The organism is Sporosarcina sp. UB5 (assembly GCF_050859005.1).
In the GTDB taxonomy this organism is placed as follows: domain Bacteria; phylum Bacillota; class Bacilli; order Bacillales_A; family Planococcaceae; genus Sporosarcina.
Map to the genome: position 1 here is coordinate 1,093,619 of NZ_CP125984.1, position 17,727 is coordinate 1,111,345.

Here is a 17,727-nt window from a genome sequence, read left to right on the forward strand (position 1 = left end):
CTATTTCGTCATATCTATTATATATCCTCTTTATTACTTATTAAAGAGTAGAATTCTATAGATTACAATACGAAACCTTAGTGTTACTAGCCTTTAGTAGAAAAGGATAGTATAAAGACAGGCGCTAAAGTTTGGTAAGCGCCTGTTTTCATTTTTATTTGATTTGCAATTCACTAACAAGTACGAAATGTTTCACGTGAAACATTTAACGATTATTTGATTGGTGTTTTATTCGGTATGCCCGGCTTTCGTGGGTATTTCTTTGGCGTTTTTTTCACTTTCTTCAAGATGAAAATATTTCGTTCACTTTCTTCCATCGGCAAGCTGAATGAAAATTTCTCGACGAGTTCAGCTCCTAGCACGTTAATTGCTTTTTTTGCATCATTCAATTCTTCTTCCGCAGCTGCGCCTTTCATGGAAATGAAAACGCCGCCCTCTTTAGCTAGAGGTAAACATAATTCTGAAAGAACGGATAAGCGGGCAACTGCGCGTGCTGTGACAATGTCGTATTGCTCACGGTATTTCGGATTTTGACCAAAATCTTCAGCTCGTGCATGCACAAATCTTACGTTATCAAGCTCGAGTTCCTTTGCAAGTTCAGTCAAAAATGTAATTCGTTTATTTAAAGAGTCTACAATCGTTACGGCTAAATTAGGGAAACAAATTTTCAAAGGAATGCTTGGGAAACCTGCTCCCGCCCCTACATCACAAATCGATTTTTCCCCATTCAAATCTGCGTAGAACGCAGCAGTGATGGAATCGTAAAAATGTTTCAGATAAACAGATGGTGCATCTGTTATTGCTGTTAAATTCATTTTTTCATTCCATTCGACTAGCATTTGGAAGTATTTTTTGAATTGCTGAAGCTGATAATCAGAGAGAGGTATCCCCTGCTCTTTCAACGCTTCAATGAATTGTTCTTCGTTCAATTGTATCCTCCTTCTTAAAAAAAGACTGATGCGGACTTAACCCCACATCAGTCACATGATGTTAACCTGAAATTTTCGCGATTTTTCCTTGTTCGATATAGACAAGTAGAATGGAGATGTCTGCAGGGTTTACTCCAGAAATCCTTGATGCTTGCGCAATGGATAACGGTCTAACAGCAGATAGATTTGCTTTCGCCTCTTTGGCAATTCCAGAAATAGCATTGTAATCAATGTTCTCGGGGATTCTTTTGTTCTCCATTTTCTTCATACGTTCTACTTGTTGCATCGATTTTTCGATATAGCCTTCATACTTAATGAAGATTTCAACTTGCTCCGCCACTTCTTCAGATTTTTCTTCTTCAGGTGGCGTAACAGTAATAATTTGTTCATACTTCATTTCCGGACGTTTTAACAGATCCGCCGCTTTCATCGGTTCGCGAAGCTCAGTACCACCCGATTCACGGATAATTTCCTGGACAGCTTCACTTGGTTTAATCGTTACTTTTCGAAGGCGTTCAATTTCTTCTTCAATTTGCTGCTTTTTGAGTAAAAATTTCTCGTGACGCTCTTCACTAATTAACCCAAGCTTGTACCCGATTTCAGTGAGACGTAAATCTGCATTGTCATGGCGTAGCAAGAGACGGTATTCCGCTCTCGACGTTAGAAGGCGATATGGCTCGCTCGTTCCTTTCGTTACGAGGTCATCGATTAGAACGCCAATATAAGCATCCGATCTTCCTAAAATAACTTCTTCTTTGCCAAGTACTTTGCTCGCCGCATTAATACCTGCCATAATTCCTTGGGCTGCTGCCTCTTCATATCCAGATGTCCCGTTTATTTGGCCAGCTGTATATAGGTTTTTAATCTTTTTCGTTTCAAGTGTTGGCCAAAGCTGTGTCGCAATGATGGAATCGTATTCAATTGCATATCCAGCACGCATCATTTCCGCTTTTTCAAGTCCCGGCACACTTTCAATTAACTTACGTTGAATGTGTTCAGGCAAACTTGTTGAAAGTCCTTGGACATAATACTCTTTTGTATTTCGCCCTTCTGGCTCCAAGAAAATCTGATGGCGAGACTTATCCGCAAAACGGACGATTTTGTCCTCAATTGAAGGGCAATAGCTTGGCCCCTTCCCTTTAATCATCCCTGAATACATCGGGGAAAGATGAAGGTTTTCATTAATAATTTCATGTGTTAACGGTGTTGTGTACGTCAACCAGCAAGGCAGTTGGTCCATGATGAATTGAGTCGTTTCGTAACTAAATGCCCGAGGTACGTCGTCACCCGGTTGAATTTCTGTTTTGCTGTAATCAATTGTTTTACCGTTAATTCGCGGTGGTGTACCCGTTTTGAAACGGACCGTTTCCAATCCGAGCTCTTGAAGATTTTCGGCAAGCTTGATAGCTGGCATTTGGTTGTTCGGGCCGCTTGAATATTTTAAGTCGCCGATAATGACTTCCCCGCGAAGGAAAGTTCCTGTCGTAATGATGACCGTTTTCGCACGGTAGATTGCACCGATTTGCGTAATGAGGCCTTTCACTTCGCCGTCTTCGACGATTAATTCTTCAACGACTCCTTGATGGAGCGTTAAGTTTTCTTGTTCTTCAAGAATGCGTTTCATTTCTTGTTGATAGAGCACTTTATCTGCTTGTGCACGAAGCGCACGGACAGCCGGCCCTTTTCCTGTATTTAACATCCGCATTTGGATGTGTGTTTTATCGATTACTTTCCCCATCGCTCCGCCAAGTGCGTCAATTTCACGGACGACAATCCCTTTTGCGGGTCCTCCAAGTGACGGGTTACATGGCATGAAAGCGATCATGTCTAGATTCATTGTCAGCACCAATGTCGATGCACCCATCTTTGCAGATGCCAATGCCGCTTCAACGCCGGCATGGCCTGCTCCGATGACTATACAATCGAACGTGCCTGCTTCAAATTGTGGCATGTTCGTTCATCCTTCCTATTTTTTGAATGGTGTTGCTATATTCCGTGTCTATTATAGTTACTATCTAGACTTCGGGAGACAGCCCCTCGGGTCACTTCAGATTTGAAACTAAGGCAAAAAGCGCCTTAGTTTCAAATCTTCCAGTACCTGTCGGGGCTAAACGCCTCCCTCCGCTTTTATTTACCTAAACAAAACTGAGAGAACAGCTGGTTGATGAGGCTGTCTTGGACGGTATCGCCGACAATTTCGCCTAGGAGCTCCCACGTGCGCGTTACGTCAATTTGGATCATGTCGACGGGCACATTAGCATCTGCAGCGTACAAAGCATCCTGGATAGTTTTATGAGCTTTATGGAGCAGTGCGATATGTCTTGCATTGGATACATATGTCTGGTCACCCGCCTCGAGCGTTCCTTCGAAGAAGAGCTTGGCGATCGCTTCTTCCAATTCGTCAATGCCTTCTTCCTTCAGGATGGATGTTGTGACAATTGCACCTTTGCCAGCCAACTCTTTCACTTGCTGCATATCGATTTTTTGCGGCAGGTCGGTTTTGTTGATGACGATAATCATGTCCATTCCCTCTGTTGCTTCGAAAAGCCGGATATCCTCATCTGTCAGCGGTTCTGAACTATTCAAGACAAGCAAGATGAGGTCTGCTTCCTTTAAGACTTGACGGGATCTTTCAACCCCAATCCGCTCGACGATATCTTCCGTCTCTCGGATACCAGCTGTATCTACTAGACGTAACGGCACTCCCCTAACATTTACGTATTCTTCAATGATATCACGCGTCGTCCCTGCAATATCGGTAACAATCGCTTTATTCTCTTGAACGAGGCTGTTCAGCAAAGAAGACTTTCCAACGTTTGGTCTTCCAACGATAACTGTCGATAACCCTTCACGGAGAATTTTCCCTTGGGATGAAGTGCGCAGAAGCTTCTCGATCTCTTCTTTCACCCACGTCCCTTTTTCAATCATGAGCGGAATCGTCACTTCTTCAACGTCGTCATATTCCGGATAATCGATATTCACTTCGACTTGCGCCAACGTTTCAAGGAGCGCTTGCCGCAGTTCGCCAATAAGCCTGGAAAGTTTTCCTTCCATCTGATTCAAGGCGACATTCATCGCGCGATCTGTTTTTGCACGAATTAGGTCCATGACTGCTTCCGCCTGCGATAAATCGATGCGTCCATTTAAAAATGCACGCTTAGAAAACTCGCCTGGTTCTGCAAGGCGAGCTCCTTCTTTCAACACGAGGTTGAGGACACGGTTCACCGCCACAACGCCGCCGTGACAATTCACCTCGACAACGTCTTCACGGGTAAATGTTTTTGGAGCCTTCATAATGGATACCATGACTTCCTCGACAATTTCCTCCGTAGACGGATCCACTAAATGCCCATAATGGATTGTATGTGATTGTTCATCCGCAAGTCTTTTACCTGACGGAGAACGGAAAATTTTATCTGCAATGCCGATAGCCTCATCTCCACTTAGCCGGACGATGGCGATAGCCCCTTCCCCCATTGGAGTCGAAATGGCGGCTATTGTATCATAATGCATATTCTTCACCTTCCTAACTTGGTTACCCACATGTGGATAACCTGTTTTGACTGGACTATCTGACAACATATAATAACACAAATTCGGACATTCTCATAGTTGTGGAACTAAAAAAATGTGGATAACTATAACTAGTTATTTCCACGCACATAAAAACCCCGTGAACCTTCACGGGGTTTGCTTATTAACTGATTGGCTCAATAACGAGGTATCGGTTCGGATCCGTCCCTTCCGAATACGTTTCGATATCTAATCGGTTTGATAATGCGTTATGAATGATTTTCCTTTCATAAGAAGGCATTGGTTCTAATTCAACTTTCCTTCCATTTCGAACAGCTTGATCGGCCATCCTCTCCGCAAATTGCTCCAATGATTGTTCGCGGCGTTCACGATAATCACCTACGTCAAGACGCACAACTTTAAATTGTTCAGACGTTTTGTTGGCGACGAGCTGGGCAAGTTGCTGTAAAGCGTTCAATGTTTGACCGCGTTTACCAATTAAGTATGCAGCTTTCTCGCTTTCCAATTGGAAGGATAGATATTTCCCATCCATTTCGTGTTTAACGACTAGATCATCAATTCCCATCGCTTTTGCAATTTCCTTCACATAAGCTGTTGTTTCGGTAATTGCTTGTTCGTCTGATGCAATCGGTTCCTTCGTCTCTACTTGGATAGTTTTTACTACCGGTTCGACAGCAGTCTCAACAACCTTCTCTTCGACAATTGCCGGTTCTACCGTTTCTACCCGAACTTGTACATCGGTCTCTTCAGGTTCATTCACTTCTTGCTTACTTGTTTCTTTTACAGCAACGATTACTTCGGCTTCCCTTGCTCCAAATCCAAGAAACCCTTTTCTTCCCTCTTCAACTATTTCAACATTGACTTCTTCACGCGTAACATTGAGCTCATGTAGAGCTGCCGCAATCGCAGCATCCACTGTTGCCCCTTTTCGCGTTATCTTTTTCATTTCCGTTTCCCTCCCACTTTTACAGGTGCCACTTCTTCTTTTTTCTTAAATGGTTTGTAAATGAAGATATTCTGGATAATTGAAATGATATTACCGATAACCCAATAAAGTGCTAGTGCTGCTGGCAGGAATGTACCAAAAATCATAATCATGAAAGGCATGATATACATCATCATTTTCATTTGTGGATTATCCATGGCAGGACCTGTCCGTAAAACGACAAACTGCATGAGCCCCGCAACAACGGCAAGTGTAATGCTAGGTGTTGCAAGTTCGAACCAAAGGATATTTCCAATTTCGATTTCCGGAGTAGCATTCATCCTGCTGATGGCATGATAAAGTCCGATAATGATCGGCATTTGAATCAGTACAGGCAGACATCCTGCAGCAGGATTAATTTTCTGCTCTGTCATCACTCTTTGCATTTCTTCACGATATTTTTGTTGTGTTACAGCGTCCTTTGATTTGTATTTCTCTTTTAATTCATTCAACAACGGCTGCATTTGTTGCATTCTTTTTGAACTTTGTGCTTGCTTAATCATTAATGGTAGCAAGACGAGTCGGATAATAATTGTTACGGCGATAATTCCTAGTCCGTATGTGCCTAATAGGTCTTTAAAGGTAATGATTAAGGATACTAACGGCCAAACAATAAATTTATTCCAAAAACCTTCGCTCGTATCATAAATTGGCTGATTAAACTCCGAGCATCCGGCTAGGAATACCGACACTACAGTCAGCATAAGTAATAACGCGGCTCTTTTTTTCAAGTTGGTTCCCCCAAATCTGTTTCTATGAACTATCGATGATTTCAGTTTATCATGAACATTTATTACGTTCTACTTCTTACGTAATAACATGTCTTTGCTTATTTTGTATTAAAAGCTTTCGCAATCCTTAAAACGTGTTGCAAACTTTTTTTCGTTTCGTGAAAATCAAGTGTGGCCGCCTGATGTCTGGCGATAATAACATAGTCTCGATCATTTTTTAGCTCTTCTTTCATTTCAAGGAATGCTTGTCGGATGTATCGTTTGATACGATTTCGCGTTACGGCATTTCCTAATTTCTTTCCGACGGATAGTCCAATTCTGAATTCCTGTTGGCCTTCTTTCCTATAGGAATAGACGACAAATTGCCGATTTGCGACAGACTTGCCTTTTTTAAATACTGTTTGGAAGTCTTCATTCTTTTTGACCCGCTGACGTTTTTTCAAACCTTTTCACCTCCATGGATCGTCAATGAGTAATCTATTTTTCAGGCATGTACACCCGCTAATAATCATCCAGCTCCAGCGGCCAGATACTCGGGGTCATAAGTCAGCCATGCTGTACGGCAAAAAGCGCCGTCTCGCATGTCCGCCTTATGCCCGTCGTATCTAGACTGGCCGCTTTCGCTTTTGTATTAAAAAAAAAGACCACTGAGTTAGTGGTCTTATGCTGAAAGCACTTTTCTTCCTTTACGACGACGAGCAGCGAGAATTTTACGACCGCTTGCTGAGCTCATTCTTGTACGGAAGCCGTGAACTTTACTACGTTTACGTTTATTTGGTTGGAATGTACGTTTCATTTAAAGACACCTCCTGCATTGTCCCTTTACAATCTGACAGTCTTGAACAGTATAAAGGGGACAGTCAAAGATGTCAACTTTTTTTCTGTATACCATTCCAAACCACCAAACCAAATTTACAAGTTTCAACCGCGTCATTCGACAAATCAGGTTATCCACAATTATAAAAGTCGACAATTGAATAATATGTTCATAGAAATTTTTCTCCGTTTTTTTATACACAAGCCTTATCTACACCTTTTGCACATACAAAAGGCTGTGGATAAATATATTCTCCACAATTGTCGCTACTGTTAATAACTCATAGAAACCCTTGTCATTCTTATAGTTTCTTGATACAATATAAAAGATTTTGCTGTTAACAAATTTAAAAGCCATATCCATTATCCACAATTGTTGATAGGTTGTGGATAATTTTTTCAACACTTTCGGATATTTCTTATCCACAAGAGCTAATTCTGTGTATAATACATATTCGTGTGTTTTTTATTTTCTATGTAAAGGAGGCCCACGAGTGGATCAGCTTGAAAAATTATGGAACAATGTTTTGTCGAAAATTGAAGATAAAATTTCAAGACCAAGTTTTGAGACTTGGCTTAAGTCGACAAAATTAATGTCCTACGGTGATGAGAACGTTACAATTGCTGTTCCAAATTCGTTTGCGAAAGATTGGCTTGAGAATCATTATGTACATTTGATTACAGGAATACTCTCGGAATTAACTGGAGAAGATCGATTCATTCATTTTGTCGTTCCAAAAGAGATGGAAGAAAACGATTTTCAAGTACCGAAACCGGTAGTAAATCAGCCTGATAAATCTGCGGTCCAATCAGCATCTGTCATGTTAAACCCGAAATATACATTTGATACATTTGTCATCGGCTCGGGCAACAGGTTTGCTCATGCCGCTTCACTCGCCGTAGCAGAAGCACCGGCGAAATCATATAATCCCTTATTTATTTATGGAGGCGTAGGATTAGGGAAGACTCATCTTATGCACGCTATTGGGCATTATATTTTGGAGCAGGATCCTTCTTCCAAAGTCGTTTATTTGTCATCAGAAAAATTTACGAATGAATTTATTAATTCCATTATGAATAACAAAGCAGGCGATTTTAGAAACCAATATCGGAACGTGGATGTTCTGCTAATTGACGATATTCAATTTATCGCTGGAAAAGAACAGACTCAAGAGGAATTTTTCCATACCTTTAATACACTTCATGAGGAATCAAAACAGATTATTATCTCCAGCGACCGTCCCCCAAAAGAAATTCCAACATTGGAAGACCGTCTTCGATCCCGTTTTGAATGGGGGTTAATTACGGACATTGCACCTCCCGATTTGGAGACACGGATTGCCATCTTGCGCAAGAAGGCAAAGGCCGATGGATTGCTTGATATATCAGATGAAGTGATGCTGTACATCGCGAATCAGATCGATACGAACATACGTGAATTAGAAGGTGCTTTAATTCGCGTCGTAGCCTATTCTTCGCTCGTTAATATGGATATTACGACTGATCTAGCTGCAGAAGCATTGAAAGATATTATTCCAAATTCCCGTCCACGGACTGTTACGATATTGGATATCCAAAAAACAGTAGGGGAACATTACAATATTCGGCTGGAAGATTTTACGGCCAAAAAAAGGACGAGGGCAATTGCATTTCCTCGTCAAATCGCTATGTATCTTTCTCGTGAACTTACCGATTCTTCTTTACCGAAAATCGGTTCCGAATTTGGTGGCCGTGACCATTCGACCGTCATTCACGCACATGAAAAAATCTCTAAACAACTAAAGGACGATCAAAATCTACAGCAAGACATTCAAGAAATTAAGAGCATTCTTGGAAGAGGCTGACGAATCCACATGTGAATAACCTTTAGAAAATGAAACAAGATGTGCACACTTTATGCACATGTGAATTGTTTTCTGGCATATGGGTTTGTGGGACTTATACACATTTCCACAGCCCCTATTACTATTACTATCTTTATTACTAACTAATAATTATATAAGCGAGGGTACAAAATGAAATTTGAAATTATGAGAGATTGGTTGCTCGAAGGATTGAATGATGTCATGAAAGCAATCAGTCAAAAAGTGACCAATCCCATTTTGACCGGCGTAAAAATGGATGTGAATGAAAAAGGGTTAACGATGACAGGAAGTGATTCGGATATTACTATTTGCACATTCATCCCGGTAGAACAAGATGGTGAGCAAATCATCCGTGTAATTGAACAAGGTTCCATCATTCTTCAAGCGAGAGTCTTCAGTGAAATTGTCCGGAAATTACCGACGAATGAAGTAACGATTGAAGTTGAAAACATGCAAACGCATATCCAATCTGGTAAATCTGAATTCCATCTAATTGGATCTAATTCAGATGAATACCCTGTACTTCCGAATGTAAAAGACGAATATCGCTTCTCTTTGCCGTCTGATTTGATGAAATCACTCATTAAGGAAACCGTCTTTGCCGTTTCACAACAAGAAACTCGTCCGATCTTAACGGGTGTGCATTGGGAAACTGACGAAGAAAAACTTGTCTGCGTAGCAACCGATAGCCACCGTCTTGCAAGAAGAGAAATCGTTCCTGAAATGATGCCAGAAAGCCCGTTCAGCGTCGTCATCCCAGGTAAAAGTCTTCAGGAACTTAATAAAATACTTCCTGATAACTCCGATCTCGTTGAAATTGTTATTGCAGATCAACAAATATTGTTCAAAACGAGAAATGTTTTGTTTTATTCACGCCTTTTAGAAGGGAATTATCCAGACACTTCAAGATTAATCCCTTCTGAATATAAAACGACTGTACAAGTAAACGGCCGAAAATTATTACAAGCCATTGACCGTGCTTCACTACTAGCCCGTGAAGACCGAAACAATATCGTCCGATTTTCTGCAGAAGGCGGCAACGCAATTGAAGTCTCATCCAATTCACCTGAAATCGGTAAGGTTGAAGAAGTGATTGAGGCAATTGCTGTGAATGGGGACGATCTAAAGATTTCCTTCAGCGCAAAATATATGATGGATGCATTGAAAGCGATTGAAGGACAGGATGTTGCCATCCATTTCACAGGTGCAATGAGACCATTCATCTTGAAATCAATGGATAGCGATGCAATTTTACAATTAATTTTACCGGTACGGACATTTTAACAAGTAACAAATTTACCGATTCAACAGGCAAAGGAATGCAAAATGTTTTCCTTCGCCTGTTTCTTTTTCATACACATTTTTTCACTTACATTTTTACTTACAGCTGAAAGTTCGGTAAAATAGAAGAACAGACTACTTTTATGAAGGATTGAAACGGATGGAAGTAATGAAAATCGATACTGAATTCATCACATTAGGTCAACTGTTAAAAATGTCGAATTGCATAAGCTCCGGCGGCATGGCCAAATGGTATTTGGAAGAACATACTGTCTATGTGAACGGTGAAGTTGATCGTAGACGGGGGAAAAAACTTTACGACGGGGATATCATCACGATTCCCGGTGCAGGCAAATTTAAAATATTAGTATCCTCTGACGGTCAATCGGATGTTCATTGAACGACTTGCTTTAACGGATTATCGGAATTACGCTTCTCTTGAACTATCGTTTTCCCCACACATCAACGTTTTAATTGGGGAAAACGCACAAGGTAAAACGAACATCATGGAGGCAATTTACGTATTATCGATGGCGAAATCGCATCGAACCTCTAATGATCGAGAACTTATCCGTTGGGAACAAGAGTATGGTAAAATAGAAGGGGACATCCAACGAAAATACGGGCGTCTTCCGCTTGAACTAACGATATCGAAAAAAGGCAAGAAAGCACGGGTCAATCATTTGGAACAAAACCGGCTCAGCCTGTACATTGGTCAACTCAACGTCGTTATGTTTGCTCCGGAGGACTTGAATCTCGTAAAAGGAAGTCCACAAGTCCGAAGAAGGTTTTTAGACATGGAAATCGGACAAATCTCTCCAGTCTATCTCCATGACCTGCTCAATTATCAAAAGGTCTTAAAGCAACGGAACGCAATCCTCAAAGATCACCGTGGAAAATTGGATATTTCGGACGTTATGTTCGATATTTATACAGAACAATATATACAGTTGGCTGTGCAAATTATCCGGAAACGGTTTTATTTCATCGAACTGCTCCAAAAATGGGCAGAACCGATCCATAAAGGGATTTCCAGGGGCATTGAGCAGCTTAAAGTGACGTATGGGACATTAAAAGAGTTAGATTCTGGGCAGACTGCTGAACAGATGGAAGAAATACTCAGTCAGAAGTTACATGAAGCGAGACGTCGTGAGTTGGAACGCGGAATGACACTAATTGGACCGCACCGTGACGATCTCCATTTTTTTGTAAATGGTTATGATATTCAAACTTACGGTTCGCAAGGGCAGCAGCGGACAACTGCGCTATCCTTAAAACTTGCGGAAATAGACCTTGTTAAACAGGAAGTTGGAGAAACACCGGTACTTCTTTTAGATGACGTGCTTTCCGAGCTCGATGATTACCGTCAGTCCCACTTGCTGAATACAATGCAAGGCCAGGTGCAAACATTTGTCACGACGACGAATATTGCGGGACTCGACCACGAGACGATACGAGAAGCAGAGATTTACGAAGTATCGGCAGGGCAAGTTCACGATAAAGGAACATGAGGCCCCAAACCTGTTTGAAGGAAATAGAAGGTTAGATTGATGTTCGGAAAGGAAAGGTGAACATTTTGGCTATGGAAGAAAAAGAATTGCAGACGGCTTATGATGCGAATCAGATACAGGTCCTAGAGGGCTTAGAAGCTGTCCGTAAGCGTCCGGGCATGTACATCGGCACAACGAGTTCACGAGGGCTTCACCATCTCGTATGGGAAATTGTCGATAATAGTATCGACGAAGCACTTGCGGGCCATTGTGATCATATTGAAGTGACGATTGAAAAGGATAATTGGATACGCGTTGATGATAATGGACGCGGTATACCGGTTGGCATCCAGGAGTCGACAGGTAGACCGGCCGTTGAAGTTATTATGACAGTCCTTCACGCCGGAGGTAAGTTTGGAGGCGGAGGCTATAAAGTTTCGGGCGGTTTGCACGGAGTAGGAGCTTCTGTCGTCAATGCACTTTCCGAAGTTACTGAAGTGTATGTGCGCCGGGATGGTAAAGTTCATTTTATTAAATTTGAACGAGGCATCCTAACACATGAATTGGAAATCATCGGTGAGACAGATGTAACTGGCACACGGACGCGATTCAAAGCTGACGAGGAAATTTTCACGGAGACGACAGTCTATGAATATGAAATATTGGCACATCGTCTACGTGAGTTGGCATATTTGAACAGAGGTTTACGTATCAGCATTACAGATGAACGTGATGAAGAAATTCGCACAGATACGTTTTACTATGAAGGCGGCATCAAATCCTACGTCGAGCATTTGAACCAAAAGAAGGAACCAATCCATGAGGAACCGATATTCATAGAAGGCGAGAAGGATGGCATCTCCATCGAAATCGCGATGCAATACAATAGCGGCTATGCGGAAAACCTGTTTTCATTCGCAAATAATATTAATACGTATGAAGGCGGTACGCATGAGTCTGGATTTAAGACTGCATTGACACGCGTCGTTAACGATTATGCTAGGAAGAACGGGATGCTGAAAGATGCAGATCCGAACTTGTCTGGCGATGATGTACGAGAAGGATTAACTGCGATTATCTCAATTAAGCATCCGGATCCACAGTTCGAAGGACAGACCAAAACAAAATTAGGGAACTCCGAAGTGAGCACGATTACGAATGCACTATTTTCAGAAGGGTTTCAACGTTTCCTTCTTGAAAACCCGACGACCGCACGATTAGTAATCGATAAAAGTCTTATGGCTGCACGGGCGCGAATTGCTGCAAGGAATGCACGTGAATTGACGCGTCGAAAATCCGCATTGGAAGTATCAGCTCTTCCCGGGAAACTTGCAGACTGCTCATCACGTAATCCGGCGATTAGTGAATTGTATATCGTTGAAGGTGACTCGGCGGGCGGTTCCGCGAAAAGCGGACGTGACCGTCACTTCCAGGCGATCTTGCCATTACGAGGTAAAATCCTGAACGTTGAAAAAGCTAGATTGGACCGCATTTTAGGTAATGCTGAAATTCGGACAATGATTACGGCACTCGGTACAGGAATCGGGGATGAATTTGATCTTTCAAAAGCTCGTTACCATAAAATCGTCATTATGACAGATGCCGACGTCGATGGAGCGCATATTCGTACGTTATTGTTGACATTCTTCTTCCGTTTCATGCGACCATTGATTGAAGCGGGTTATGTCTATATTGCGCAACCACCACTTTATCGGGTCAAACAAGGTAAGCATGAGGAATATTGTTTTAACGAAGAGGAGTTGCAGGAAATCCTGAATCGTCTATCTTCTGTTCCAAGACCAGTCATTACCCGCTATAAAGGGCTTGGTGAAATGGACGCGACCCAGTTATGGGAGACGACAATGGACCCGGATCAGCGAACACTCCTACAAGTGCATCTCGAAGACGCTTTCGAAGCGGATGAGACGTTCGAGCAGTTGATGGGTGATGAAGTTGAACCGCGACGCAGATTCATCGAGGAAAATGCAATGTATGTTAAAAATTTGGATACTTAATACGCTAAAGCGTAATTGTTTTTTCAATAAATGAAAATGGAACATGGATCTGCAATAGACAGGTCCATGTTCGGTTGACAGGCTGTTCGTAAAAAAGCGCCTGAGTTGAAAGGAGTTTGACAATATGGCAGATATGCCAAAACGTGGCGTCCAAGGCATTAACATCAGTACGGAGATGAAGACATCTTTTCTTGACTATGCGATGAGTGTTATCGTCTCCCGGGCATTGCCAGATGTGAGGGATGGGTTGAAGCCCGTCCATCGCCGTATTCTATATGCAATGCAAGATCTCGGAAACACTGCGGATAAGCCACATAAGAAATCAGCCCGTATCGTCGGGGATGTAATCGGTAAGTATCACCCCCACGGCGACAGTGCCGTCTACGATACGATGGTCAGGATGGCGCAGGATTTCAACTATCGCTATATGCTTGTCGATGGCCACGGGAATTTTGGTTCAGTCGATGGCGACGCAGCTGCGGCGATGCGTTATACAGAATCGAGGATGTCTCGCATTGCGATGGAGTTATTGCGTGACATTAATAAAGACACGATTGACTACCAAGATAACTATGATGGTCAGGAGAAAGAACCGATCGTCCTGCCAAGCCGTTTTCCGAATCTGCTCGTTAATGGAACGTCGGGTATTGCGGTCGGAATGGCAACGAACATTCCACCACACCATCTAGGTGAAACGATTGATGGCGTTCTCGCAATGGCAGATAATCCGGCAATTACGACCGAAGAATTGATGGAAATTATTCCAGGTCCAGACTTCCCTACTGGCGGTATTATCCTCGGAAGAAGCGGTATTCGGAGAGCCTACGAAAGCGGAAGAGGCTCAGTTATTATTAGAGGTAAAGTGGAAATTGAGCAGCATTCGAGTGGCAGAGAAACGATTATCGTGACTGAGCTTCCTTATCAGGTAAACAAGGCAAGACTTATAGAGAAGATTGCAGAGCTCGTGCGTGAAAAACGGATCGAAGGCATTACACATTTGGCGGATGAATCTGACCGGACAGGCATGCGTATTGTCATCGAAGTCCGAAGAGATGCCAATACACACGTATTACTAAATAACCTTTACAAACATACCGCTCTACAATCAAGCTTCGGTATTAACATGCTTGCACTCGTTGACGGACAACCGAAAATCCTATCTCTGAAGGAAATTCTATATCATTACTTGGAACATCAGAAAGTAGTTATCCGAAGACGGACTCAGTACGAATTGAACAAAGCGGAAGACCGTGCTCATATTTTAGAGGGGTTACGGATTGCGCTTGATCATATCGATGAAATTATCGCTCTAATCCGCGGTTCAAAGACGACTGACGAAGCGAAATCGGGTCTGATGGACCGATTCAATTTGACTGAGAGGCAATCCCAGGCAATTCTTGACATGCGCCTCCAACGTTTAACTGGTTTGGAACGCGACAAAATTGAGAATGAATACCAGGAACTTCTTGTTTTAATTTCCGAGTTACGCGCTATTCTTGCTGACGAGGAAAAAGTTGTCGATATTATCCGGGAGGAACTGCTTGAAGTTAAGCAACGTTTTGCTGATGAACGGAGAACTGAAATTGTAAGCGGCGGAGCAGAAATGCTCGAGGATGAAGATCTTATTCCTGTTGAGAACTCTGTCTTGACGTTGACGCATAATGGCTATATTAAACGGTTGCCGGCAAATACGTACCGGAGCCAGCGTCGGGGAGGACGCGGTATCCAAGGTATGGGAACAAATGACGATGATTTCGTCGAGCATCTGTTGAATACGTCAACACATGATACGATCCTATTCTTTACGAGCCGTGGACGGGTATTCCGTAAAAAAGGGTATGAAGTTCCGGAATTCAGTCGGACGGCAAAAGGACTGCCAATCATTAATTTGTTAGATGTTCAAAAGGATGAAAAAGTTACGGCTATGATCCCTGTCGATAAGTTCGAGGAGGATAAATATCTCTTCTTCGCTACGCGTGGAGGCATCGTCAAACGTACATCGGTTGCTGATTTTGCCAATATCCGTTCCAATGGACTCATTGCACTAACTTTACGTGGCGATGATGAATTAATTGGCGTAAAAATGACGAATGGTGAACAGAATATCGCAATCGGTACACGCGATGGCATGCTTATTAAATTCGATGAGCGTGATATCCGTTCCATGGGCCGTGTTGCAAGTGGCGTGCGCGGAATTAGGTTGCGCGAAGGAGATATCGCAGTCGGCATGGACACCGTATCAGAAGGCGATGAAATTCTTGTCGTTACCGAAAAAGGTTTTGGAAAACGAACGCCAGAAGACGAATACCGAATCCAGTCCCGTGGCGGATACGGGTTGAAGACGTTGAACGTCACTGAGCGGAATGGTCAGCTCGTCGCGATGAAAACGGTCGACGGATCAGAAGATCTTATGCTGATCACAATCCATGGCATTCTCATTCGTATGGCCATTGAAGATATTTCCTCGATCGGCCGTAGCACACAAGGTGTTCGACTAATTCGTCTTGGAGAAGACGAACTTGTCGCGACAGTTGCGAAAGTCGAGAAAGAACTCGAAGAGCAAGAAGATAATGACAATGAAACAGATGACGAAGTAGATACGGAAGATTCTATTGAAACAGAAGAAACAGAGACAGAATGATTTTAAGAAGTTATTGAGACGACATATTGTCGCTCAATAACTTTTTTTCTATCGTCCATTTTGAAAATTTGGAGTATGATGGAACTTAAGAGACGATCGGAAAGCGGTGACATCATAGATATGGAAGTATATAAAACTGTCAGTGAGTTACGTGCGGGCATATTTTTGAAAGAAGATGTATATAGCAAGACGAATTATCCGATTATGCGAGAGAATACTGAACTTACGCTTGAACATATTGAGATTTTGCATGCGTTCGGAGTGAATGGCGTGAAAGTGGAAGAGAGAGTCAACCAGCAAGACATTCCTGAATTAGAACAGTCCCCTTCCGTGAATGCCGATGAAGTGCTCGAAAATATACCAGTGAGTATCCATCAACTTCGGAAGGAATATAACGAAGCGGTACGTAGTTATAAGAGGGAATTCAGTCATTGGCGGGCCGGTCAACGTCCTGATGTCCCCAAAGTACGGGAATTCATCATTCCATTAGTAAAGAAATTCATCAAGCAGAAAAAAATGCTCACAATGTTGAACGACTTTTCCAATCCTGAAGAATACATATACCATCATTCCATTGCTGTTGGAATTCTTGCCGCGGCAATTAGCAGTCAAATGGGATATGAAAAAGGCGATGCGCTGCAACTTGGATTGGCAGGAGTATTAGCTGATTGTGGAATGGCAAAAATCTCTCCTACTATATTAGAAAAGACAGCGTTCCTAACAAAAGATGAATATAACGAAATAAAAAAGCATACGTTGTTCAGTGTGAAAATGATACAAGACACGCCTTTGCTAAGGCAGGATATGAAGTTGGCAATTCTTCAACATCATGAGCGCCTCGATGGAAGCGGCTATCCACGCGGGGAGAAAATGGACACTATCTCGGAATACTCCCAAATTCTTGCTGTAGCGGATGTCTTCCATGCAATGACATCGGAAAGACTGTACAGAATGAAACAATCTCCATATAAGGTTATTGAACTGATAAAAGAAGAAGAGTTCGGCAAATTTAACATAAAAGTAGTAGATGCACTTCTCAGGCTTGTCGGCAATCTGTCCATAGGGATGCGGGTGAAACTAACCAATGGAGAGATTGGCGAGATCATGTTCATTCATCGAGACTCACCATTAAGACCGATGATTAAAAAACAATCGGATGGTGTAATTATCGATTTAGCGACGAACCGTGACGTAGCGATATTAAAGACTATAGAATGAATCTAATAAAGCCGCTTTTATACTGCGGCTTTATTAGAACGAAAATGAATAGAAAATAATATAAAAAAGTATTGCAATCGAAAAGACAAGCTGGTATAGTAATAAACGTTGCACTTCTGATAAACGAATAACTGCTTGAAACAACTCGAAAAAGTTTTTTTAAAAAAGTTGTTGACATCGGAAATGACAACATGGTATTATATAAGAGTTGCTTCTAACGGA

General features: G+C 42.2%; 14 protein-coding genes. 7 read left to right on the plus strand and 7 right to left on the minus strand.

From position 1 onward, the window contains the following. Positions 1-212: 212 nt before the first annotated feature. From rsmG to rpmH, 7 genes are all read right to left on the minus strand, one after another. Positions 213-929 (minus strand): 16S rRNA (guanine(527)-N(7))-methyltransferase RsmG, encoded by a 717-nt coding sequence (rsmG, locus tag QM454_RS05815; protein WP_432362766.1) that lies wholly within the window; start codon positions 927-929, stop codon positions 213-215. Between the two features lie 61 nt (positions 930-990). Beyond that, positions 991-2,880: a tRNA uridine-5-carboxymethylaminomethyl(34) synthesis enzyme MnmG gene (mnmG, locus tag QM454_RS05820; protein WP_432362769.1), complete on the minus strand. Its 1,890-nt coding sequence runs from the start codon at positions 2,878-2,880 to the stop codon at positions 991-993. A gap of 176 nt (positions 2,881-3,056) precedes the next feature. Further along, complete coding sequence (gene mnmE / locus QM454_RS05825; protein WP_432362772.1) at positions 3,057-4,442, minus strand: tRNA uridine-5-carboxymethylaminomethyl(34) synthesis GTPase MnmE; 1,386 nt, start codon at positions 4,440-4,442, stop codon at positions 3,057-3,059. A 184-nt stretch (positions 4,443-4,626) separates the two neighbouring features. Further along, positions 4,627-5,409 (minus strand): RNA-binding cell elongation regulator Jag/EloR, encoded by a 783-nt coding sequence (gene jag / locus QM454_RS05830; RefSeq protein ID WP_432362775.1) that lies wholly within the window; start codon positions 5,407-5,409, stop codon positions 4,627-4,629. Continuing rightward, the gene (gene yidC / locus QM454_RS05835; RefSeq protein ID WP_432362778.1) at positions 5,406-6,179 is read right to left on the minus strand and encodes a membrane protein insertase YidC; all 774 of its coding nucleotides are present in this window, start codon (positions 6,177-6,179) and stop codon (positions 5,406-5,408) included. Before yidC ends, jag begins: the two co-directional genes overlap by 4 nt. A 98-nt stretch (positions 6,180-6,277) precedes the next feature. Then, positions 6,278-6,622: a ribonuclease P protein component gene (gene rnpA, locus QM454_RS05840; protein ID WP_432362781.1), complete on the minus strand. Its 345-nt coding sequence runs from the start codon at positions 6,620-6,622 to the stop codon at positions 6,278-6,280. Positions 6,623-6,840: 218 nt separating this feature from the next. Further along, positions 6,841-6,975 (minus strand): 50S ribosomal protein L34, encoded by a 135-nt coding sequence (gene rpmH, locus QM454_RS05845; RefSeq protein WP_432362784.1) that lies wholly within the window; start codon positions 6,973-6,975, stop codon positions 6,841-6,843. 514 nt (positions 6,976-7,489) lie between these two features. Between rpmH and dnaA the strand changes: the two genes are divergently transcribed. The 7 genes from dnaA (at position 7,490) to QM454_RS05880 (ending at position 17,505) form a co-directional block, all read left to right on the plus strand. Beyond that, a complete protein-coding gene (gene dnaA, locus QM454_RS05850; RefSeq protein ID WP_432362787.1) occupies positions 7,490-8,839 on the plus strand; it encodes a chromosomal replication initiator protein DnaA in 1,350 nt (449 codons plus the stop codon). 171 nt (positions 8,840-9,010) lie between these two features. Then, positions 9,011-10,144 carry a DNA polymerase III subunit beta gene (dnaN, locus tag QM454_RS05855; protein WP_432362790.1) on the plus strand — a complete coding sequence of 378 codons (1,134 nt, stop codon included), beginning with the start codon at positions 9,011-9,013 and terminating at the stop codon, positions 10,142-10,144. Positions 10,145-10,301: 157 nt separating this feature from the next. Next, complete coding sequence (gene yaaA, locus QM454_RS05860) at positions 10,302-10,541, plus strand: S4 domain-containing protein YaaA (protein ID WP_432362793.1); 240 nt, start codon at positions 10,302-10,304, stop codon at positions 10,539-10,541. After that, on the plus strand, positions 10,531-11,652 hold the full coding sequence (gene recF / locus QM454_RS05865; protein WP_432362796.1) for a DNA replication/repair protein RecF: 1,122 nt from the start codon (positions 10,531-10,533) through the stop codon (positions 11,650-11,652). The genes yaaA and recF overlap by 11 nt, the downstream gene beginning before the upstream one ends. A 71-nt stretch (positions 11,653-11,723) precedes the next feature. Continuing rightward, on the plus strand, positions 11,724-13,646 hold the full coding sequence (gene gyrB / locus QM454_RS05870; protein ID WP_432362799.1) for a DNA topoisomerase (ATP-hydrolyzing) subunit B: 1,923 nt from the start codon (positions 11,724-11,726) through the stop codon (positions 13,644-13,646). Positions 13,647-13,770: 124 nt separating this feature from the next. Then, positions 13,771-16,287, plus strand: coding sequence for a DNA gyrase subunit A (gyrA, locus tag QM454_RS05875; RefSeq protein ID WP_432362801.1), 2,517 nt, complete (start codon positions 13,771-13,773; stop codon positions 16,285-16,287). A 120-nt stretch (positions 16,288-16,407) separates the two neighbouring features. Then, positions 16,408-17,505 carry an HD-GYP domain-containing protein gene (locus QM454_RS05880; protein ID WP_432362803.1) on the plus strand — a complete coding sequence of 366 codons (1,098 nt, stop codon included), beginning with the start codon at positions 16,408-16,410 and terminating at the stop codon, positions 17,503-17,505. The last annotated feature ends 222 nt before the right edge of the window (positions 17,506-17,727 follow it).